The sequence below is a fragment of the Rhizobium sp. 862_C5_N1_2 genome, assembly GCF_051811205.1.
Taxonomy (GTDB): Bacteria; Pseudomonadota; Alphaproteobacteria; order Rhizobiales; family Rhizobiaceae; genus Rhizobium; species Rhizobium leguminosarum.
This window is the reverse complement of sequence record NZ_JBPWPT010000001.1, coordinates 1,199,128-1,219,292: the sequence shown is the minus strand read 5'-3', so window position 1 is coordinate 1,219,292 and position 20,165 is coordinate 1,199,128. Positions and strand designations below refer to the sequence as shown.

The window sequence follows — 20,165 nt, the reverse complement described above, 5'->3', positions numbered from 1 at the left end:
ATAAAACCCGCCATGAAAACGGTTATCTGCATTATCTGCCGGAAGATTATTCGCTAGCGCGAGCGCTGGCCCGGCCGTTTTCGTCTCCCAAATAGTCAAGATGCGAAACGCCCCGGTCCGCCGGTCGCGATATTTTTCTGATCGTGCATTTGGGAGAGTGAAATGGACGCGACGCCGGAACTGAAGCTGTACAACACGCTGACACGGGAAAAATCGGTGTTTTCGCCGATCGATCCCAACAATGTCCGCATGTATGTCTGCGGCCCGACCGTCTATGACTTCGCTCATATCGGCAATGCCCGGCCGGTCATCGTCTTCGACGTGCTGTTCCGGCTGCTGCGCCATGCCTATGGCAAAGACCACGTCACTTATGCCCGCAACATCACCGACGTCGACGACAAGATCAATGCGCGGGCGCTTCGGGACCATCCGGGCCTGCCGCTCAATGACGCGATCCGCGCGGTCACCGAAAAGACCGAGACGCAATTTCACGCCGATGTCGCCGAACTCGGCTGCCTGGAGCCGAGCTTCGAGCCGCGCGCCACCGACAATATCGTTGAGATGACCGAGATCATCGAGAAGCTGATCGGCAACGGCCATGCCTATGTCGCATCGGGCGAAGTGCTGTTCGACACCAAATCCATGGCGGATTACGGACAGCTTTCGAAGCGCCCGCTCGACGAGCAGCAGGCCGGCGCGCGCATCGCCGTCGACGCACACAAGAAGAATCCTGGCGATTTCGTGCTCTGGAAACTGTCGAGCCACAACGAGCCCGGCTGGGAGAGCCCCTGGGGCCGTGGCCGGCCCGGATGGCACATCGAATGCTCCGCGATGAGCAAGCGTTATCTCGGTGATGTCTTCGACATTCACGGCGGCGGGCTGGACCTGATCTTCCCGCATCATGAAAACGAAATCGCCCAGTCGCGCTGTGCCCACAGTACCGAGGTGATGGCAAATGTCTGGATGCATAACGGCTTCCTGCAGGTCGAAGGCCGCAAGATGTCGAAATCCGAAGGCAATTTCGTCACCATCCACGAGTTGCTGCACACGGAAACCTTCGGCGGCCGCAAATGGCCGGGCGAGGTGCTGCGCCTTGCCATGCTGATGACGCATTACCGCGAGCCGATCGATTTCTCGATCAAGCGACTGGAAGAGGCCGAACGTCTGCTCGCCAAATGGCCGGCAGCAGATGCCGGCGATGCGACGCCTGATGAAAGCGTGCTGAACGCGCTTTCGGACGACCTCAATACAGTGGCGGCGGTGCAGGCATTGCATGCGTTGGCGCAAGCTGCCCACACGGATCCTGCCTTGGGCGCCACTTTTGCGGCAACGGCCGACCTTCTGGGCCTGCTGCCGAAAAAGATGGAGATCGACGAAGCCGTCGCATCGGCAATCGATGCGCTGATCGCAATGCGTCTCGAAATGCTGAAGGCGAACAACTTCACTGAGGCCGACAAGATCCGCGACGAGCTGACGGCGAAGGGCATCCAGCTGAAGGACGGCAAGGACCCGGTGACGGGCGAGCGCGTGACGACGTGGGAGGTCAAGAGATGACGACCTTTAGCGGCGGCTGCCAATGCGGAGCGATCCGTTTCCGCGTCAGCGGCGACATCAAGGATTCGTCGATCTGTCATTGCCGCATGTGCCAGAAGGCGTTCGGTGCCTATTATGCACCGCTGGTCTCAGTACGCGGCGCCGATTTCGAATGGACACGCGGAGAGCGCAAAAGATTCCGCTCTTCCAATTTCGTCGAGCGTGGCTTCTGCGGCGATTGCGGCACGCCGCTGACCTACGAGGCGCCGGATGGTATGGCGATTGCCGCCGGCGCCTTTGACGACCCTTCGGCGTTTCCGCCGGTGATCCAATTCGGCATCGAGGGCAAGATCGGTTTCGTCGATCATCTGCATGAATTGCCGGGGCACCGGACGGAGGAGGATGCGCAGGCGGCCCCCTTCCTGCTCGAACTCGTCTCCTACCAGCATCCCGATCATGAGACGCAGGCATGGCCACCGAAGGAGCTCAGATGACGGCGGAATCAGACAGAAGCGGCGGGTGTCAGTGCGGGGCGGTGCGCTACCGCGCAAAAGGCGAACTCGGCTATCCCCATCTTTGCCATTGCCGCATGTGCCAGAAGGCGGCCGGCAACTATTTCATGCCGCTGGCCGCCGCGATGCGCCGCGATTTCACCCTGACGCGCGGCGAACCGAAATGGTTTCAGTCCTCGGATCTGGTACGGCGCGGCTTCTGCGGCGATTGCGGCACGCCGCTGTTCTACGACATTCCGGAGACAGATTTCATCAATCTCACACTCGGATCGCTGGATAATCCCGATACGGTCAAGCCGGTGATGCAATCGAACACCGGCCGCAAGATGTCCTGGTTTCACGCGCTCGACGGCCTGCCGCTTGAACCACAGTCTGAAACACCCGACCGCGAGAATGCGATTGCGGCAAGCAACCATCAGCACCCCGACCACGACACGAAAAGCTGGCCCCTCGGAGAAAGCTCATGACGGACACGATAAAGACAGGCGGATGCCAGTGCGGCGCCGTGCGCTTCCGCATCTCGGGCAAACTAGGACGCCCCTCGATCTGCCATTGCCGCATGTGCCAGAAGCAGTTCGGCGGTTTCTTCTCGGCGCTCGTCACCGCGCCTGAGGAAGGGATGGAATGGACGCGCGGCGAGCCGAGCTACTTCCAGTCCTCGGTCAACATCGACCGCGGCTTCTGCAGCAATTGCGGCACGCCGATGACCTATCGTCATCCGGGCGGGCTGGAGCTTGCGATCGGCACCTTCGACGACCGCAGCGACCTCGCACCGCTGATCCAGGTCAACTATGAGGCCCGCCTGCCCTGGGTCGAGGAAATCTTCGAGGCGCCGGTGCTGAAGGATCAGGATTTCTACGCACGGCAGGAGGCGATCATCTCCTTCCAGCATCCCGATCACGACACAGAAGTCTGGCCCGCGAAAGGCGTGAAGATATGACCGAGATACTGCGCATGCTCTATCCCGAAATCGAACCCTATGCTTCCGGCCATCTCGATGTCGGCGACGGCCATGTGATCTATTGGGAGCGCTCGGGAACGCCTGGCGCCAAGCCCGCCGTCTTCCTGCATGGCGGCCCGGGCGGCGGCATCTCGCCCGCCCATCGCCGGCTTTTCGATCCCGCTCGCTACGACGTCATGCTGTTTGACCAGCGCGGTTGCGGCAGGTCGACACCGCATGCGGAACTCCATGCCAACACGACCTGGCACCTCGTTGCCGATATCGAGCGGCTGCGCGAGATGGCCGGCGTCGACAGCTGGCAGGTGTTCGGCGGCTCCTGGGGCTCGACGCTGGCGCTCGCCTATGCCGAGACGCATCCAGAGCATGTCTCCGAGCTCATCCTGCGCGGCATCTATACGCTGACCAAGGCCGAACTCGACTGGTATTATCAATTCGGCGTCTCGGAGATGTTCCCTGACAAGTGGGAGCGCTTCGTCGCCCCCATTCCGCCGGAAGAGCGGCATGAAATGATGCATGCGTATCATCGGCGTCTGACGCATGAGGACAGGAACGTCCGCCTCGCGGCCGCGCAGGCCTGGAGCATCTGGGAAGGCGAAACGATCACGCTGTTGCCGGAACCTTCGACGAGCTTCAAGTTCGAAGAGCCGGAATTCGCCTATGCATTTGCGCGCATCGAGAACCATTTCTTCGTCCATGCCGGCTGGATGGATGAGGGACAGCTGATCCGCGATTCCGGCAGGCTCGAGGATATTCCCGGCGTCATCGTGCATGGCCGCTACGACATGCCCTGCCCGGCCAAATATGCCTGGCTGCTGCACAAGGCCTGGCCGAAGGCGGAATTCCACCTGATCGAGGGCGCGGGCCATGCTTATTCGGAACCGGGGATTCTCGATCGACTGATCCGGGCGACGGATAAGTTTGCCGGGAAGCAAGACTGATCGCTGGAATTGGGGCAGCCCTCACCCAGCCTCTTTCCGTGAGAAAACCGGGAGAGGTGGCGGCAGCCGGATGAGGGGCAGCATCCGCACTTCATAACAACCCGCTTGGCGGGAGGAAACGACATGAAAGAACGCATCTACCTCTTCGACACGACACTCCGGGACGGGCAGCAGACGCCCGGCATCGATTTCTCCGTCGAGGACAAGATTGCGATCGCGGCCATGCTGGACGAGTTCGGCCTCGACTACGTCGAGGGCGGATATCCCGGCGCCAATCCGACGGATACGGCCTTCTTCAGTGAGAAGCGCACCAGCCAGGCCAGCTTCGTCGCCTTTGGCATGACGAAGCGGGCGGGCGTTTCGGTCTCCAACGATCCCGGCATTGCCGGGCTGCTTCAGGCCAAAAGCGATGCCATCTGTTTCGTCGCCAAGAGCTGGGATTATCACGTCGCGGTGGCGCTTGGCTGCACCAACGAGGAAAACCTCGAATGCATCGCCGAAAGCGTCAAGGCGGCGGTTGGCGCGGGCAAGGAGGCGATCGTCGATTGCGAGCATTTCTTCGATGGCTTCAAGGCCAACCCGGCCTATGCGCTCGCCTGCGCCAAGACGGCCTATGAGAGCGGCGCCCGCTGGGTGGTGCTCTGCGACACCAATGGCGGTACGCAGCCGCCGGAGGTGCGGGCGATCGTCGAGGCGGTGATCGCCTCGGGCGTTCCCGGGCACTGTCTTGGCATCCATGCGCATAACGACACCGGCCAGGCGGTCGCCAATTCGCTTGCCGCCGTCGAAGCCGGTGTCAGGCAGATCCAGGGCACGCTGAACGGCATCGGCGAGCGCTGCGGCAATGCCAATCTGGTGACGCTGATCCCGACGCTGGCGCTGAAGAGCGCCTACAACACACGTTTCGAAACGGCGATCGACGAGGAGCGGCTGCTCAACCTCACCCGGCTCTCGCATGCCTTCGACGAGCTGCTCAACCGCTCGCCCGACCACCAGATGCCCTATGTCGGCGCTTCCGCCTTCGCCACCAAGGCCGGCATCCATGCATCGGCGCTGATCAAGGACCCGCGAACCTATGAACACGTGCCGCCGGAAACCGTCGGCAACTTCCGCAAGGTCATGGTCTCCGACCAGGGCGGCAAGGCGAACTTCATCAATGCGCTCAAACGGCGCGGAATCGCGGTCGCCAAGGACGATCCGAAGCTCGACCTGCTGATCTCCATCGTCAAGGAACGCGAATCCATCGGCTATGCCTATGAGGGCGCGGATGCGAGCTTCGAGCTGCTGGCGCGCCGCACGCTCGGCACGATTCCGGAATTCTTCACCATCGAAGGCTTCCGCGTGATGATCGAGCGCCGCTTCGACAGTCTCGGCCGCGTGAAGATCGTCTCGGAGGCGGTAGTCAAGATCACCATAGACGGCCAGACGCTGATGTCGGTTGCTGATGCCGAAGGCCCGGTCAACGCGCTCGACCTCGCGCTACGGAAGGATTTCGGCAAGTACCAGCACGAGATCGACGATCTGGTGCTCGCCGATTTCAAGGTGCGTATCCTCAACGGCGGCACGGAGGCGATCACCCGCGTGCTGATCGAATCCACCGACAGCGACGGTGTGCGCTGGTGGACGGTCGGCGTCTCGGAGAACATCATCGACGCCTCCTTCCAGGCGTTAATGGATTCCGTCATCTACAAGCTGATGAAGAACCGGCAGCTGGCGGGCAAGATCGCGGCGGAATAAACCTATTCCGCCGGCTCGGCGACGAGACCCCAGCCCTCGCCCGAATACCATTCGCTTCCTTCGGCCTCCGCTCTCCACCACAGGGCGTCGGATATCTTCTCGTCCATCGCTTCGTCTCCCGCTTCAAATCCTCTCACCCTTCATTCAATGAAATGAATTGGCCTATTCACGGCGCTTAAGCTAGGCCGGATCAGAAGAAGAACAAAGATGGAAACACCGATGTCGACCGATGCATCCGTTCCCTTGGCCAAGAACGAAGACAGTCCGCGCGGGTTCGCCTTCGCGCTGACGGCCTACCTGCTCTGGGGCTTCCTGCCGATCTACATGAAGGCGGTGGCGCATATCTCGCCGGCCGAGGTGATCGCGCATCGCATCGTCTGGTCGCTGCCGCTGGCGGGCATCGTGCTGCTCGTGCTCGGGCGCACTGGGGATATCCGCACAGCACTCAGCTCGCCGCGCATGCTGGCGATGGCGGCGCTGACGGCGTCGCTGATTACCGTCAACTGGGGCACCTATGTCTGGGCGATCGGCGCCGGCCATTCGCTCGATGCAGCACTCGGTTATTTCATCAATCCGCTGTTCAGCATCTTCCTCGGCGCGGTGTTGCTCAAGGAAAAGCTGCAGCCGTTGCAGATCGCGGCGATCGTGCTTGCGGCGCTTGCCGTCGGCATTCTCGCGCTGGATAGCGGCGGCATCCCGTGGGTGGCGCTGACGCTGGCGATCAGCTGGGGTTTCTACGCCCTGTTGCGCAAGACGCTGCCACTCGGGCCGAACCAGGGCTTCTTCCTCGAAGTGCTGATCCTCAGCGGGCCGGCCCTCCTCTATATCCTCTATCTGGAATTCGGCAGCGGCCAAGGCCACCTCTATCGCACCGGTCTTGCCGACACGACCCTGCTGCTCGGCTGCGGCGTCATCACCGCCGTGCCGCTGATGATTTATGCGAACGGCGCCAAGCTGTTGAAACTCTCGACGATCGGTATCATGCAGTATATCGCGCCGACGATGATCTTCCTGATCGCCGTCTTCGTCTTCCACGAGCCGCTCGGTACGGCGCGCATGATCGCCTTCCCGCTGATCTGGGCGGGGCTGTTCCTCTATAGCTGGTCGATGCTGAAGGGAAGTCGCGGGCGCTAGAGCCTTTCCTGGTCAGATTGCAGCATTCTGCCGGAGCAGGTTTTCGTCAGGGCAAAGGCGATTGGCGACGGGCATACCCCTAGGTACGTCCGAGCCGATCGCCTTTGCCCTGGCGGAAAGATGCCCGGCCCACCGGCCGCACTGCTTCGCCATGCGAAGCAATAGCTGCGTCCGGCGATTCTAAAGTCTTGCAGATTTGCCCGGCAAATCTGCGGGAGGGTTGGCTGAAACGGGCCGGCTGATCGACCGGCCGGCTTGGCCGTAGAGCTTGGCTACGACGCGCGCCGGCCGGTCGACCATCCGACTCCGTTTGAGCCAACAGAATGCTTCAAGCTGACCTGGAAAGGCTCTAGAGCCTTTCCAGCAAAAATGCGCAGCGGTTCTGCGTCCGGGATTGCGTAAAACAAAAGCTTGGAGCGGTTCTGCGCTTGCGCGACAGCCGAACCGCTCCAAAGGCGCGCCCGCCTACATCTTCGAAATCACCTCGTCCTCGCCGTTACGATCGGCAGCGAGTTGGGCTGCCTGGGCCATGATCGCCGGAATGATGCCGGAGATCTCGTCGACGACGAGCGGCTGCACCCGATGGGCGGTGTGCAGGAAGCCTTCTTCGGTCATATGGCGCATCAGCTCCATCATCGGATCCCAGAAACCGTTGACGTTGGCAAAGACCATCGGCTTCTCGTGGCGGCCGAGCTGCGCCCAGGTCATGATCTCGACGATCTCCTCCAGCGTACCGATGCCGCCGGGCAGCGCGACGAAGGCATCGGAGCGCTCGAACATGGTGTGTTTGCGCGCATGCATGTCAGGGGTTACAATGAGTTCGTTGAGTTGACCAAGCGAATGGCGAGTCGCTTCCATATCGATCAGGAATTCGGGAATGATGCCCGTGACCTGACCGCCGCCTGAAAGCACGCCGCTTGCAACCGCGCCCATGATGCCTTTGGTACCCCCGCCATAGACGAGGCGCAGGCCGTATTCGGCGATCTCTCTTCCGAGAGCACGCCCGGCCGCCATGTGGGAAGGATCGCGTCCCGGCCTTGAGCCGCAGTAAACGCAGATGGATCGAATCGATACAGATTGTTCGGTCATAGAGGCAAACAACTATTCCATTTCAATGCAGTCAAGAAAATTGACTGAAAAGCAGCGTGCCTAGCTTGCCTAATTGCTTTGAATGCTTGTGAAAAGCAACGGGAATCGCTAGCAATTTCGGTTACTACGGCAAATTGCCGCTCTGGGAGACATAATGATGAAGAACCGTGCCGGCTTGCTGGCCCTTGCAGTGCTCGTAATCGCAATCCTACTGATGGTGTTTTTCGTCATGCCGCGCATCGGCGGCGATGCAACCAAGGTCGGCGACGCCATCAACCAGGCGAGCACGGAGCTCAAGAACACGGTTAACGAGGCCGCAAAGACATCGCGCTCCGCCGTTGCCGACTCGGCTGCGGTCGCCGACCAGGTGGGTCGCCTTTCGGCGGATGCTGGCATGTCGCTCAGCGAGCTCAAGGCGCTGTTTGCCGACGGCAAAGGCCCCGCCATCGATGTCTTCACCGCCGCCAAGACCAAGGCCGTCAGCGCGCTGACCGCACTTGCCGATTTCACAATTCCCGAGGGCCTCGATCCCGCGACCCAGACCCTTGCCACCAAAGCCAAGGACGGCGGCGCGAAAGCGCTCGCCATCGTCCAGTCGCTGCCCGAGAATATCGCCGATGCGCTTGCCGCGATCGCCAAGGCCGAAACTGCGCTAACCGGTGCGCCGGAGGCTGCCCCTGCGGCGAACACGGCAGCGGAGAATACCGGCCCGAAGCTTCCGGCCTTCGACGTATTGCGCGTTGAGCCCGACGGCTCGACGGTGATTGCCGGCTCCGCCGAACCGAACGGCAAACTCGAGGTGCTCGACGGCGAAAAGGTGGTGACGACGGCCAATGTCGATGCGAGCGGCGATTTTGCCGCCGTCCTCGACGATCCGCTTCCGGCGGGCGACCACCAGCTCGTGCTCAAGTTCACGGGCAAGGACGGCAAGAGCATGCTTTCCGAAGAAGTCGCGACCATTTCCGTGCCGAAGGACGGCAATGGCGCCAATCTGCTCGCCATGGTTTCCAAACCCGGCGCAGCGAGCCGCATCATCACCGCGCCGAAGGCCGGAACCGAAGTTGCCGATGCCTCCAATCCGATGGCGCCGCCTGCGGACAAGCCGGCAACGGGCGAAAGCTCGGCTGCGCCTGCTGCAACACCTGCACCAACCGGCGAGCTGGCGTTGCAGACGCCGAACCTCACCGACACCTCCTCCAATGGCGCAGCTACGGCACCGGATAAGACCAATGTGCCCGATGTGATGGTCAATGCCGTCGAAATCGAGGGCAACAAGATCTTCATCGCCGGCACGACTCGTTCCAATGCCAAGGTCATCGGTTATGCCGATGACAGCCTCGTCGGCCAGGATACCGCCGGCTCCGACGGGCATTTCGTCATCGACGGTGTGGTGTCGCTCTCGGTCGGCGACCACAAGATCCGCGTCGATGTCGTCGATCCCACAGGCAAGGTGATCGTGCGTGCGGCGGTGAACTTCAATCGCCCGGCCGGCGATCAGGTAAGGGTCGCCGCGCAATCGGTCCCCGCCGACGCGAACGGCGCTTCCTCGATGGTGCCGCTCGACGAAGGCGAGCTTGGCAAACTCAAAGCGGAGGCCGGCAAGGCCTACGGCCTGCTGAAGGGACTGTTTGCCGATGGCAAGTTGCCCGGGGCCGAACAGCTTGCGGCGGCGCGCTCGGCAACGGAATTCGCGCTGCGCTCCGTCGCCGACTTCCGCCCGGCCGCCGATGCGCCGGACAGCTTCAAGCAAGCGTCCGGCTCGTCCTCGCAGATCGCCGGCAATGCGCTGAAGCTGCTACAGGGCCTGCCTAAGGATGCAAAGTCCGTCGGCGCCGCGCTCGAAAGACTGGGCGGGATGATCGCCGAACTCACCGCTGCACCCGCGCCGGCAGCGCCATCTGCAAACGATGTCGGAAGCAGCCAGCCAAAGACGATCGAACAGGCGCCGCTGACGGCGAACAACGCGGCGGTCATCATTCGCCGCGGCGACACGCTGTGGCAGATCTCGCGCCGCACCTATGGCCTCGGTGTTCGTTACACGACGATCTACATCGCCAACGAGGACAAGATCATCAATCCCGATCGCATCCGCCCCGGTCAGATCTTCGGCCTGCCCAAGGATGTGTTGCCGAATGCCGAAGAGCTGCACCGCAAGCGCCTTTCCGGCCAGCACCTCTAAGCAGCAGACATCATGACGAGGCCGGGCAGGCTACTGCATAATTTCTTAAATCGGACTCGGTTTAAGGATAAAATCATGCAGCAGTTCAAAGTGCTACAGCGTCCTTTGCGCGTCTGAAAAGACGCGCGGCGCTGTCGTCGCCCGGCCTGTCTTTTCCTCAGCCCTGCAATTGTTGTATTCGTCCGCCTGGCACCCTATCTGGCGGTGGCGGCTGCGGGCTATGGGAAGCGCTTTCAGGCACATCCCGGTTCCGTGCTTTTGCCGGCATCGAAGCGCCCCAATCGCGGCAAGCCCATCCGGGCTGGAGACAAGCATGGCAAACGGCAAGACAGTCTCGGAATCCAACCTGCTGCAGACGCTTCTCAACCTCTGGCCCTATATGTGGCCAGCCGGCCGGCCCGACCTCAAGATGCGCGTCGTCTGGGCCTCGGTCTTTCTGCTGATCTCCAAGTTCGTCCTGCTGCTCGTTCCCTATTTCTTCAAGTGGTCTACCGATGCGCTGAACGGCAGGATGGATCTTGCCGGCTCGGTGCCGCCGCTGCTGGCCGGCGCCATCGCGCTGGTGATCGCCTATAACATCACCCGGCTGATCCAGCTTGGCCTCAACCAGCTGCGCGACGCGCTCTTTGCCAGCGTCGGACAACATGCCGTGCGCCAGCTCGCCTACAGGACCTTCGTGCATATGCACGAGCTGTCGCTGCGCTTCCATCTGGAGCGCAAGACTGGCGGGCTTTCGCGCATCATCGAGCGCGGCACCAAGGGCATCGAGACGATCGTGCGCTTCACGATCCTCAATTCGGTGCCGACGGTCATCGAATTCCTGCTGACGGCAGTGATCTTCTGGTGGGGCTACGGCTTCTCCTATCTCGCCGTTACCGCCTTTACCGTCTGGGCCTACATCTGGTTCACGATCCGCGCATCCGACTGGCGCATCGCCATCCGCCGGTCGATGAACGACAGCGATACCGACGCCAATACCAAGGCGATCGACTCCCTCCTCAATTTCGAGACCGTCAAATATTTCGGCAATGAGGAGATGGAGGCCAAGCGCTTCGACAAATCGATGGAACGCTATGAGAAGGCCGCGACCGATGTCTGGACCTCGCTCGGCTGGCTGAACTTCGGCCAGGGCGTCATCTTCGGCATCGGCACGACGATCATGCTGGTGCTGTCGGCGCTGGCCGTGCAGCGCGGCGAGCAGACGGTCGGGGATTTCGTCTTCGTCAATTCGATGCTGCTGCAGCTTTCCGTGCCGCTCAACTTCATCGGCTTCGTCTATCGCGAAATCCGCCAGGGGCTGACCGATATCGAGCAGATGTTCGACCTGCTTGAGGTGAAGGCCGAGGTCCATGACGCGCCCGATGCAACGGAGCTTCGGATCGGCCAGGGCGCGATCTCTTTCAAGGACGTGCACTTCTCCTACGATCCGGCCCGCCCGATCCTGAAGGGCATTTCCTTCGAGGTGCCGGCCGGCAAGACGGTCGCCGTCGTCGGCCCGTCGGGTGCCGGCAAATCGACGCTGTCGCGCCTGCTCTATCGTTTCTACGATATCCAGAGCGGCGCGATCACCGTCGACGGCCAGGATATCCGCACGGTGACGCAGAAGAGCCTGCGTACGGCGATCGGCATGGTGCCGCAGGATACGGTGCTCTTCAACGACACGGTCGCCTACAACATTCGCTACGGCCGCACATCGGCCAGCGACGGCGAGGTCTTTGCAGCCGCAGAGGTGGCGCAGATTGCGCATTTCATCGAAATGCTGCCCGAGGGGTTCGAAACCAAGGTCGGCGAGCGCGGGCTGAAGCTTTCGGGCGGAGAGAAGCAGCGGGTGGCGATCGCCCGCACCATCCTCAAGGCACCGCCGATCCTGATCCTCGACGAGGCGACGTCGGCGCTCGACACGACGACGGAACGGGAAATCCAGGAGGCACTCGACCTGGTTTCGAAGAACCGCACGACGCTTGTCATCGCCCACCGGCTTTCGACGGTGATCGGCGCCGATGAAATCATCGTGCTCAAAAGCGGCGAGATCGCCGAGCGCGGAACACATGCCGCCCTCCTCGAAAGAAACGGCCTTTATGCCTCGATGTGGAACCGCCAGCGCGAAGCGACACAGGCGGAGGAACATCTGAAGCAGGTGCGCGAAAGCGACGACCTCGGCGTGATAACGCGGCTTGCTCCGGCAAGCTGAGCCGGGAGACCGACGCCGGCCGGCTTTTGTTGTTCAGAACCCCGGCATGGGAACCAGGGCCGAGGCCGCAGCATTGCCCCGGAGACGGTTTTTCGCTAACCAGCAAAAATGAAAACGCAAGGAGACCGGCAGCCATGAGCCTGTTCAACACGGTTCGCAACACGATCGTTCCCGTGCACAAGGAGGGTTATCCCTTCGTTGCCGCCTTCTTCGTCGCGTCGCTGGTCTTGGGCTGGATCTTCAAGCCGCTCTTCTGGATCGGCATGATCTTCACGCTCTGGTGTGCCTATTTCTTCCGTGATCCCGAGCGCGTGACTCCGCAGGATGACGACCTGGTGATCTCTCCCGCCGACGGCAAGGTCTCGGCGATCCAGATGGTGACCCCTCCGGCAGAGCTCAACCTCGGCTCCGAGCCGATGCTGCGCATCTCGGTCTTCATGAACGTCTTCAATTGCCATGTGAACCGGGCGCCGATGCGCGGGCGCATCGTCAGCATCAACTACCGCTCCGGCAGCTTCGTCAACGCCGAGCTCGACAAGGCGAGCGAGGACAATGAGCGCAACGGGCTGGTGATCGAAACCCGGCACGGCCAGATCGGCGTCGTGCAGATCGCCGGCCTCGTGGCGCGGCGCATCCTCTGCTGGGCGAACCCCAACGAGCCGGTGGATGCCGGCGAGCGCTTCGGGCTGATCCGCTTCGGCTCGCGGCTCGATGTGTTCCTGCCCGCCGGTGCCGCGCCACGCGTCTCGCTCGGCCAGACGGCGGTTGCGGGAGAAACTGTCATCGCCGAATTCGCCTCCGCCAAGGGTCCCGTCATCAGCCGCCGCAGCTAGGAACGATTGGAACGCGATATGGAAACGCCTTTTCCGCCTTTCGAGCCCAATGGACCGGATGATTCCGCCCGCGGCCCGCGTCTGCGCGAAATCCCGCTCCGGCTCGTCTTTCCGAACCTCATCACCATTCTGGCGATCTGCGCCGGACTGACCGGCATCCGGCTGGCTTTTGAGAATCGTTACGAGCTCGCCGTCTCCATGGTGCTGCTCGCTGCCTTCCTCGATGGCATCGACGGACGCGTAGCGCGGCTGATGAAGGCGACTTCGAAGTTCGGCGCGCAGATGGATTCGCTTGCCGACATCGTCAATTTCGGCGTCGCGCCCGCCCTTGTCGTCTATGTCTTCGCGCTCGACCAGGCACGCTCGCTCGGCTGGATTGCCGCCCTGATCTATGCGATCGCCGCCGGGCTTCGCCTTGCTCGCTTCAATGTCATGGCCGAACGCGAAAACAAGGCGAGCTGGCAATCGGAATATTTCGTCGGCGTGCCGGCGCCGGCCGGCGCCATGCTGGTGCTGCTGCCGGTCTATCTCGGCTTCCTCGGGCTGGCGACGGACCGCACCTTCGCCTATCTCTCGTCGATCTACACCGTGCTCATCGCCTTCCTGCTTATCAGCCGGCTGCCGGTCTGGTCGGGCAAATCGGAAGGCAACCGCCTGCGGCGCGATCTCGTGCTGCCGATGATGCTCGGCGTCGTGCTCTATGTGGCTCTGCTGATGAGCTACACCTGGGAAGTGATGGTCTTCACCGTTGCCGCCTACCTCGTATCGCTTCCCTTCGGCGCCCGGAAATGGCGGCGGAAATACGGGACGCTGACGATCGAGGAGCCGGGCATCGGCGACGACGATATCGGCCGGCACATCTGACCTCCGAGCATTTCCGGATTTCTTCGAATGACGGAAATGCTTCTCTCCCTTCGTTCTGACGGATCCCCGGGAAAAGCATGCGCTTTATCCGGGTGAAAACCGTTCCGCGCTTTTCCCCGAAAACCGCTTTCGGACTTTTATTGGAACTGCTCTCTTCAGTAAGTATTAACCAACGTAGGCTTCAGTTAAGCCTCGCGAATTATGGTGGGCGTTTACAAATCCTGATAAGCGACGCCCCCGTTTTGTCGCTATTCGTGACGAAACATCAAACTATAAAATACCCAGGGAAGAACCACGCAAGGAGAGTATCGTGACTTCGAAGAAGAGCAGTACCGGCGAACAGCAGGTGGCCAAGCCAGACCTCGCCGCCAACTATCGCCCCGTCGGCCTGAAGGCTGTTGCCGCAGCATCGCTGATGGCCAAGCATAAGCCGACCGGCGTCAAAAAATCCGCTTGAGGCGGAAAGCTTCAAATCGGAATCATGCGTGCTTTCGGGTTACATGCGTTAGGCACCGCTGACGAAGTGAGTGACGAGGCGATCGCCGGAAATCTCCCGACAACGCTCTGGCGACATAAGCACAACCCGAAAAACCTGATGGACGAAGCGACGCATCGCCGCCGCCTATGTGAGACGTCGGCGCCGATCGGTCACCGACGGGCCCGCAGGTGCGGCGGATAGTGTTCAGAAGAAGCTGAGCTGGCCGTCGTCAGGCTTTTGCTTCTCGGGCGCCCTCAGCGGCTTTTCGATGACGACCGGCTCCTGCAGGTCGGGACCCATATTGGCGACCTTGTTGACCTTGTCGGAGACCGGGACGGCCTCGAAGAAATCATCCTGAACGGGCTGCAGCAGGTCGGCCACCTCGCGCGGTTCCTGGGTCTTGCAATCGAGCCAGCGGGAGAAATCCTCAGGTCTGATGACGACAGGCATGCGATCGTGGACCGCTGATATGGCTGAATTGGCTGCTGTCGTCAGGATCGCGCCGGTATCGACCTCGGAGCCGTCGGCCGACGACCATGTCTCCATCAACCCGGCAAAGGCGATGACCCCACCCTGGCGCGGCCTGATCCAATAGGGCTGCGGCCGCTCGCCGCTTTCCTTGGACGGGCGATGCCATTCATAAAAACCGGAGGCCGGAATGAGCACGCGACGATGACGCATGGCTGCGCGGAAAGAGGCTTTGCCGATCGCGGTTTCGGAGCGCGCGTTGATTAGCAGCGGGAAATCCTTCGGGTCCTTGACCCAACCCGGCGTGAGGCCCCAGCGCACGAGCACGGCGCGCCGGTCGGCCAAGTTGCTGCCCTGCTCCCTGCCCTGGCCTGATATGACGACGAGGATCGGTTGCGTCGGCGCGATGTTGTAACGCGCCGGAAAGTCGTCGAGATCGAGACCGGAGAAGACGTCGCGCAGGTCGGCGCTGGAGATTGTCAGGGCGAAACGTCCACACATCGGCTTGTCTTTGCACCCGGCTGGTGTTCGGTCAAGACACCTCAGCCTCTCGGCGCGAAGAGGATGAAGCTGGCGCCGGCAAGGCAGATCAGCGCACCGCCGATATCATAACGATCAGGCACGCGGGCTTCGACCAGCCACAGCCAAAGCAGCGAGGCGAGGATATAAATGCCGCCATAGGCCGCGAAGGTACGGCCGGCGACCTCGCTCGGCACCAGCGTCAGAAGCCAGGCGAAAAGCACCAGAGAGACCATACCCGGCGCCAGCCACAAGATGGACTTTTCGAGCTTCAGCCATGCCCAGAAAGCAAAGCAGCCGGCGATCTCGAAGACGGCAGCAAACGCAAAGATAATGTAGGTCACGGAAGCCCTTTCGAATCCTTCGGCTTTTTGCTTCATGCATGTCGCTATCTCAAAACCGCTGCACACTTTTGAGCGACATGCATTGGCAACTATCCCTGCGAAAAGTGTGGAAGCCAAGCAGCGCCGGCATGCAAATGTCGGTTCATCGGATAGGATAGGCGATTCACAGCAAGAGCAGTCCCGATGACCTCCACCGCCAAACCCGGCTCCGCCGCCATTCTCGAACGCGATGGGCGATTCCTCCTGGTGTTGCGCCGCAACCCGCCTTCCGCCGACATGTACGCCTTTCCCGGCGGGCGCGCCGAGTCCGGCGAAACGCCGGAGCAAACGGCATTGCGAGAATTCCATGAAGAGACCGGGATTTCGGCACGGAATCCGCGGTTGTTTTCGACCTACGACCTGAAGACGCATGCGGCCGACGGCAGCGTCAACAGCCATTTCCTGCTGTCGGTCTTCCGCGTCGACGCGGATCGGGACGCGGTGGCGGAAGCCGCCGACGATGCAGCCGCCGTCGGTTGGTACACGGTGGAGGAAATCCGACGGCTGCCCGTGCCGCAGAGCGTACTTGAATGCGCTGAGCGGCTGGCGGGCGGCGAATAGACGTGGAAACTTTCAAGCACGCCTTGTTGCCGTCATGCTCAGCGTATCAACTATGAACATGATTCCCGTTCGACGCGTTTTTCTGTCCCTGCTCGTCCTCGCCGGCCCCACGATGGCGCAGGGCAAGAATACGCCGCCTCCACAGGAGGAGCAGATTGCACCGCCGATCGTGAACGTGCCCTATGACGACAAGCTGGCGCGGTTCGCCGAGGTGCTGGGTTCGGTGCATTATCTGAGAACGCTCTGCAAGGCGCCTGGCGGCGACGAGTGGCGAAACGGCATGCAGCAGCTGCTCGATTCGGAGACCGGTAACGAGCAGCAGCGCAAGGAAAAGCTCACAGCGGCCTTCAATCGCGGCTATCGCGCCTTCGCCTCGGTCTATACGGATTGCACCCCGGCGGCCATCGTGGCAGAAGAGCGCTACCGTAACGAAGGTGCAACACTTGCCACAGAAATTACCTCGCGCTTTGGAAATTGACGTTTAATTAACCTGTTTTCGCATGCGGACGTGTCGTTTTGGGAAAAGGCTGTTAGTGTTGTTAACGGTGCAGTAAGACATGAGAAGTGCTGAGGAAAAAACAATGGAAGCAAGCCTCAACGACATCGACGACATGATCGTCCACGAAAAGATGCAGGCAGCTCTGGAGTACCAGAACGAGGCTTGGGCCGACGGCATGGCCGACGGGATCGAGCCTGAAATCATCGCTGATGCCGCCATTGCACATGCGCTGCGCGAGACGATCAGATTGCACGGGGAAAAGAGCGCCGAAGCCCTGCTGGATTCGCTGCGTGAGCGCATGCTTGCCGGCGAATTCTCCGCGAACCGCACCCTGCAATAATTGTTATCAGAGAGTTTGATGCACACCGGTAAAGAGAAAGTTTCGCGAATTTCGCTCGCGCCGGTGCTGCTTGCGTTCAGCCTCGCCGCCGGCAATGTTTTCCTTGCGCCGGCCGCCTACGCGCTTTCCGAACTGCACAACATCCCCGGCCAGGCGGCCAACGAGACGCCGCCCGCACAGGGAAGCGCTCAGGGACAGAGCCAGCCGCAGACCACTCCCGGCGTTCCCATGGCCGATCCGCTGGTCAACAGCCAGAACAATCAGGGTGTCGACAAGACGCCCGGCGCCCAGGATAATTCCAAGCCCACCGAGGTGATCTACGACATCAGCAAGGTGCCAGAGCCGGTTCGCAAGATGCGCGAGCAGATCGTCGAAGCGGCCGCCTCCGGCGATCTCGAACGGCTGCGGCCGCTGATGGGCACCGGCGCCGACCAGACACAGGTGACTGTGGGCGAACCGACCGACGATCCGATCGGCGCGCTGAAGGATCTGTCGGGCGATCCTGATGGCGACGAGATCCTTGCCATCATGCTCGATATCGTCTCGACCGGCTTCGTGCATGTCGGCCAGGGCACAGCAGACGACATGTATGTCTGGCCCTATTTTGCCGAGAAGGACCTGAAGTCGCTGACGCCGCCGGAGCGTGTCGAGCTGCTGCGCATCGTCACGGCCGGCGATCTCTCCGACATGCAGGAGTTCGGCGGATATAATTTCTACCGCCTCGGCATTACGCCTCAGGGCAAATGGAAATTCTTCACAGCGGGTGATTGATGCCCGTCTCGCCTGCGCTTTTCACGTTACGCATGGCGCTTGCGATCCACCTCATGAAGACATACCTCTGAGCGATGACCAACGCGACAGGTTCCGCCATGCCAGCCGTATTCCTGAATGACCGCTCATTGCTCCTTGTCAGCGGCGCGGAAGCCCAATCCTTCCTGCAGAACCTGATCACAACCGATATCACCTCGCTCGGCGCCGACGAGGCACGGCCCGGGGCACTCTTGACCCCGCAGGGCAAGATCCTGTTCGACTTCATGATCTGGCAGGACGGCGACGGCTACATGATCGAAACCGATGCCGGCCAGCGCGACGGCCTGCTGAAGCGGCTGACAATGTACAAGCTGCGCGCCGCCGTCACACTTGCGACAAGCACTGAAGAGGGCGTCACCGTTTCCTGGAGCGAGGATGCCGAGGGCAGCCAGGGCGTCCGGGACAGCCAAGGCGTCCGGGACAGCCAGGGCGTCCGAGACAGCCAAGGCGTCCGAGACAGCCGCTTCGCCAAGGCGGGCGTCACGCTGATCCGCCGGCCCGGCAAACATGGCGATGGCAAAGAGGCGCTCTACGACGCGCTGCGCATCAGCCACGGCATCGTCACATCAGGATCGGACTTCGCCCTGCAGGACGCCTTCCCGCATGACGTGCTGATGGATTTCAACGGCGGCCTCTCCTTCAGGAAAGGCTGCTATGTCGGGCAGGAGGTCGTCTCGCGCATGCAGCACCGCGGCACCGCGCGCCGGCGCGTCGTCACGGTGTCCGCCGCGACAGCCTTGCCGGAGACCGGGACGGAGATCACCGCCGGCGGCAAGCCCGTGGGAGCGCTCGGTTCTGTCGAGGGCGGCAGCGGCCTTGCGATCGTGCGCATCGACCGCGCCGGCGCCGCGATGGCGGCAGGTACGCCGCTGCTCGCCGGCGAAACGCCCGTTTCCCTCGTCCTGCCGGCATGGTCCGGCCTTGTCTTTCCCACAAGCGGCGACGAGGCCAGCGCGTGACAACGACGAAAGCTCCGCGTGCCTGGCAACGCATGCTGTCCGGGCGCAGGCTCGACCTGCTCGACCCCTCGCCGCTCGATGTCGAACTCATCGACATCGCCCATGGGCTTGCCCGGGTTGCCCGGTGGAACGGCCAGACCTCCGGCGATCATGCTTTTTCGGTCGCCCAGCACAGTCTCGTCGTCGAGGATATCTTCCGCCGCTTCAACGATGCGCGGCCGCAGGAGTGCCTGATGGCGCTGCTGCACGACGCACCCGAATATGTGATCGGCGACATGATCTCGCCGTTCAAATCGGTGGTCGGCGGCGGCTACAAGACGGTGGAAAAGCGGCTGGAGGCGGCCGTGCACTTGCGTTTCGGCCTGCCGCCGCATCCCTCGCGCGACCTCAAGGACCGGATCAAGAAGGCCGACACGATCGCCGCCTATTTCGAGGCGACCGTGCTTGCCGGTTTCACACCCGCCGAGGCGCAGAAATTCTTCGGGCAGCCGCGCGGCATCAGCAAGGACATGCTGATGATCGAGCCCCTGCCTGCGCTCGAAGCGCAGCGATTGTTCTGCGCGCGCTTCGCGGCGATCGAGGCCGAGCGGGGGATGGTATCGTGACCTTCATCGTCGTCTCGCCGCTGTCGCGCATCGCGGAAATGGCGGTGCGTCACAAGGCGCGCGACATGATCAGCCTGATCGCCAAGAATCAGGCCTTTCACCGGCCGGGGGTGATTGCGGTCGAACGTCATCTGACACTTGGTATGAACGATATCGTCTTCAAGGGCACCGGCGATCTCGTGGCGCCTGACGAGACGCATGTCCGCGGGATTATCGACTTTGCCGCATCGTGGCAGCAAGAGACGCCGCTGCTCATTCATTGCTGGATGGGCGTGTCGCGATCACCGGCCGCAGCCCTCATCGCCGCGCTGTCGCTGGCACCGGATCAGAGCGATGAAACGCTTGCTCGCCGACTTCGAGCCGCCTCACCTTTCGCGACGCCCAACGCCCGGCTGATCGAGATCGGTGACGCGCTGCTCGGCCGCAGCGGCCGGCTGGTCGCGGCGGTACGGGCAATCGGACGTGGTGCGGATGCCGACGGCAATGCGCCCTTCGTGCTTGCGATCCGGGACACCGTTGGCGGTTGACGCTGCCGCCAGCCGCTCCATCTAGCCCCCGACCACGCACAATCG

At 62.0% G+C, this 20,165-nt stretch carries 22 protein-coding genes; 19 read left to right on the top strand and 3 right to left on the bottom strand.

The window, feature by feature from the left end:
• The first annotated feature begins 162 nt into the window (after positions 1-162).
• The 7 genes from cysS to rarD all read left to right on the top strand — a co-directional run bounded on the left by cysS (position 163) and on the right by rarD (position 6,815).
• Complete coding sequence (cysS, locus tag ACD590_RS06195) at positions 163-1,554, top strand: cysteine--tRNA ligase (protein WP_439020854.1); 1,392 nt, start codon at positions 163-165, stop codon at positions 1,552-1,554.
• On the top strand, positions 1,551-2,027 hold the full coding sequence (locus tag ACD590_RS06190) for a GFA family protein (RefSeq protein WP_018241429.1): 477 nt from the start codon (positions 1,551-1,553) through the stop codon (positions 2,025-2,027). The genes cysS and ACD590_RS06190 overlap by 4 nt, the downstream gene beginning before the upstream one ends.
• The gene (locus ACD590_RS06185) at positions 2,024-2,512 is read left to right on the top strand and encodes a GFA family protein (RefSeq protein ID WP_026188340.1); all 489 of its coding nucleotides are present in this window, start codon (positions 2,024-2,026) and stop codon (positions 2,510-2,512) included. Before ACD590_RS06190 ends, ACD590_RS06185 begins: the two co-directional genes overlap by 4 nt.
• The gene (locus ACD590_RS06180) at positions 2,509-2,985 is read left to right on the top strand and encodes a GFA family protein (protein WP_018241427.1); all 477 of its coding nucleotides are present in this window, start codon (positions 2,509-2,511) and stop codon (positions 2,983-2,985) included. The genes ACD590_RS06185 and ACD590_RS06180 overlap by 4 nt, the downstream gene beginning before the upstream one ends.
• On the top strand, positions 2,982-3,944 hold the full coding sequence (gene pip / locus ACD590_RS06175) for a prolyl aminopeptidase (protein WP_018241426.1): 963 nt from the start codon (positions 2,982-2,984) through the stop codon (positions 3,942-3,944). Before ACD590_RS06180 ends, pip begins: the two co-directional genes overlap by 4 nt.
• Before the next feature lie 123 nt (positions 3,945-4,067).
• On the top strand, positions 4,068-5,681 hold the full coding sequence (gene cimA, locus ACD590_RS06170) for a citramalate synthase (protein ID WP_065277867.1): 1,614 nt from the start codon (positions 4,068-4,070) through the stop codon (positions 5,679-5,681).
• 219 nt (positions 5,682-5,900) lie between these two features.
• On the top strand, positions 5,901-6,815 hold the full coding sequence (gene rarD / locus ACD590_RS06165) for an EamA family transporter RarD (protein ID WP_018241423.1): 915 nt from the start codon (positions 5,901-5,903) through the stop codon (positions 6,813-6,815).
• Between the two features lie 465 nt (positions 6,816-7,280).
• Here the strand turns inward: rarD and ACD590_RS06160 are convergent, their stop codons facing one another.
• A complete protein-coding gene (locus tag ACD590_RS06160; protein ID WP_018241422.1) occupies positions 7,281-7,904 on the bottom strand; it encodes a TIGR00730 family Rossman fold protein in 624 nt (207 codons plus the stop codon).
• Between the two features lie 154 nt (positions 7,905-8,058).
• On the opposite strand from ACD590_RS06160, the gene ACD590_RS06155 reads away from it, so the two are divergent.
• The 5 genes from ACD590_RS06155 (at position 8,059) to ACD590_RS06135 (ending at position 14,428) form a co-directional block, all read left to right on the top strand.
• Positions 8,059-10,083 (top strand): LysM peptidoglycan-binding domain-containing protein, encoded by a 2,025-nt coding sequence (locus tag ACD590_RS06155; RefSeq protein WP_439002318.1) that lies wholly within the window; start codon positions 8,059-8,061, stop codon positions 10,081-10,083.
• A 313-nt stretch (positions 10,084-10,396) separates the two neighbouring features.
• A complete protein-coding gene (locus ACD590_RS06150; RefSeq protein ID WP_018241420.1) occupies positions 10,397-12,274 on the top strand; it encodes an ABCB family ABC transporter ATP-binding protein/permease in 1,878 nt (625 codons plus the stop codon).
• Positions 12,172-13,107, top strand: a complete 936-nt coding sequence (locus tag ACD590_RS06145) for a phosphatidylserine decarboxylase (protein WP_280758191.1) — start codon at positions 12,172-12,174, stop codon at positions 13,105-13,107. Before ACD590_RS06150 ends, ACD590_RS06145 begins: the two co-directional genes overlap by 103 nt.
• Before the next feature lie 18 nt (positions 13,108-13,125).
• A complete protein-coding gene (gene pssA, locus ACD590_RS06140; protein WP_018447395.1) occupies positions 13,126-13,971 on the top strand; it encodes a CDP-diacylglycerol--serine O-phosphatidyltransferase in 846 nt (281 codons plus the stop codon).
• A gap of 310 nt (positions 13,972-14,281) precedes the next feature.
• Positions 14,282-14,428, top strand: a complete 147-nt coding sequence (locus ACD590_RS06135; protein WP_018447394.1) for a hypothetical protein — start codon at positions 14,282-14,284, stop codon at positions 14,426-14,428.
• A gap of 225 nt (positions 14,429-14,653) precedes the next feature.
• Here ACD590_RS06135 and ACD590_RS06130 read toward each other — a convergent pair whose 3' ends face one another.
• Both ACD590_RS06130 and ACD590_RS06125 read right to left on the bottom strand, forming a co-directional pair.
• On the bottom strand, positions 14,654-15,418 hold the full coding sequence (locus ACD590_RS06130; RefSeq protein ID WP_439002317.1) for an SOS response-associated peptidase: 765 nt from the start codon (positions 15,416-15,418) through the stop codon (positions 14,654-14,656).
• Between the two features lie 41 nt (positions 15,419-15,459).
• On the bottom strand, positions 15,460-15,780 hold the full coding sequence (locus ACD590_RS06125; RefSeq protein WP_439002316.1) for a YnfA family protein: 321 nt from the start codon (positions 15,778-15,780) through the stop codon (positions 15,460-15,462).
• A 183-nt stretch (positions 15,781-15,963) separates the two neighbouring features.
• Here ACD590_RS06125 and ACD590_RS06120 point away from each other — a divergent pair, with 183 nt between their 5' ends.
• The 7 genes from ACD590_RS06120 to ACD590_RS06090 all read left to right on the top strand — a co-directional run bounded on the left by ACD590_RS06120 (position 15,964) and on the right by ACD590_RS06090 (position 20,120).
• Positions 15,964-16,380 carry an NUDIX hydrolase gene (locus ACD590_RS06120; protein ID WP_439002315.1) on the top strand — a complete coding sequence of 139 codons (417 nt, stop codon included), beginning with the start codon at positions 15,964-15,966 and terminating at the stop codon, positions 16,378-16,380.
• Between the two features lie 34 nt (positions 16,381-16,414).
• A complete protein-coding gene (locus tag ACD590_RS06115; RefSeq protein ID WP_439002314.1) occupies positions 16,415-16,858 on the top strand; it encodes a TIGR02301 family protein in 444 nt (147 codons plus the stop codon).
• A gap of 103 nt (positions 16,859-16,961) precedes the next feature.
• Positions 16,962-17,219 carry a hypothetical protein gene (locus ACD590_RS06110; RefSeq protein ID WP_003546972.1) on the top strand — a complete coding sequence of 86 codons (258 nt, stop codon included), beginning with the start codon at positions 16,962-16,964 and terminating at the stop codon, positions 17,217-17,219.
• A gap of 18 nt (positions 17,220-17,237) precedes the next feature.
• Positions 17,238-17,990, top strand: coding sequence for a hypothetical protein (locus ACD590_RS06105; protein ID WP_026188338.1), 753 nt, complete (start codon positions 17,238-17,240; stop codon positions 17,988-17,990).
• 98 nt (positions 17,991-18,088) lie between these two features.
• Positions 18,089-18,988 carry a CAF17-like 4Fe-4S cluster assembly/insertion protein YgfZ gene (ygfZ, locus tag ACD590_RS06100; protein WP_439003516.1) on the top strand — a complete coding sequence of 300 codons (900 nt, stop codon included), beginning with the start codon at positions 18,089-18,091 and terminating at the stop codon, positions 18,986-18,988.
• Complete coding sequence (locus ACD590_RS06095; protein ID WP_018241411.1) at positions 18,985-19,593, top strand: YfbR-like 5'-deoxynucleotidase; 609 nt, start codon at positions 18,985-18,987, stop codon at positions 19,591-19,593. Before ygfZ ends, ACD590_RS06095 begins: the two co-directional genes overlap by 4 nt.
• Positions 19,590-20,120, top strand: a complete 531-nt coding sequence (locus ACD590_RS06090) for a tyrosine phosphatase family protein (protein ID WP_439002313.1) — start codon at positions 19,590-19,592, stop codon at positions 20,118-20,120. Before ACD590_RS06095 ends, ACD590_RS06090 begins: the two co-directional genes overlap by 4 nt.
• The last annotated feature ends 45 nt before the right edge of the window (positions 20,121-20,165 follow it).

Coding starts and splice junctions, on each gene's coding strand:
- cysS (WP_439020854.1), top strand. CDS start 163: ATGGACGCGACGCCGGAACTGAAGCTGTACAACACGCTGACACGGGAA.
- ACD590_RS06190 (WP_018241429.1), top strand. CDS start 1,551: ATGACGACCTTTAGCGGCGGCTGCCAATGCGGAGCGATCCGTTTCCGC.
- ACD590_RS06185 (WP_026188340.1), top strand. CDS start 2,024: ATGACGGCGGAATCAGACAGAAGCGGCGGGTGTCAGTGCGGGGCGGTG.
- ACD590_RS06180 (WP_018241427.1), top strand. CDS start 2,509: ATGACGGACACGATAAAGACAGGCGGATGCCAGTGCGGCGCCGTGCGC.
- pip (WP_018241426.1), top strand. CDS start 2,982: ATGACCGAGATACTGCGCATGCTCTATCCCGAAATCGAACCCTATGCT.
- cimA (WP_065277867.1), top strand. CDS start 4,068: ATGAAAGAACGCATCTACCTCTTCGACACGACACTCCGGGACGGGCAG.
- rarD (WP_018241423.1), top strand. CDS start 5,901: ATGTCGACCGATGCATCCGTTCCCTTGGCCAAGAACGAAGACAGTCCG.
- ACD590_RS06160 (WP_018241422.1), bottom strand. CDS start 7,904: ATGACCGAACAATCTGTATCGATTCGATCCATCTGCGTTTACTGCGGC.
- ACD590_RS06155 (WP_439002318.1), top strand. CDS start 8,059: ATGATGAAGAACCGTGCCGGCTTGCTGGCCCTTGCAGTGCTCGTAATC.
- ACD590_RS06150 (WP_018241420.1), top strand. CDS start 10,397: ATGGCAAACGGCAAGACAGTCTCGGAATCCAACCTGCTGCAGACGCTT.
- pssA (WP_018447395.1), top strand. CDS start 13,126: ATGGAAACGCCTTTTCCGCCTTTCGAGCCCAATGGACCGGATGATTCC.
- ACD590_RS06130 (WP_439002317.1), bottom strand. CDS start 15,418: ATGTGTGGACGTTTCGCCCTGACAATCTCCAGCGCCGACCTGCGCGAC.
- ACD590_RS06120 (WP_439002315.1), top strand. CDS start 15,964: ATGACCTCCACCGCCAAACCCGGCTCCGCCGCCATTCTCGAACGCGAT.
- ACD590_RS06115 (WP_439002314.1), top strand. CDS start 16,415: ATGCTCAGCGTATCAACTATGAACATGATTCCCGTTCGACGCGTTTTT.
- ACD590_RS06110 (WP_003546972.1), top strand. CDS start 16,962: ATGGAAGCAAGCCTCAACGACATCGACGACATGATCGTCCACGAAAAG.
- ACD590_RS06105 (WP_026188338.1), top strand. CDS start 17,238: ATGCACACCGGTAAAGAGAAAGTTTCGCGAATTTCGCTCGCGCCGGTG.
- ygfZ (WP_439003516.1), top strand. CDS start 18,089: ATGCCAGCCGTATTCCTGAATGACCGCTCATTGCTCCTTGTCAGCGGC.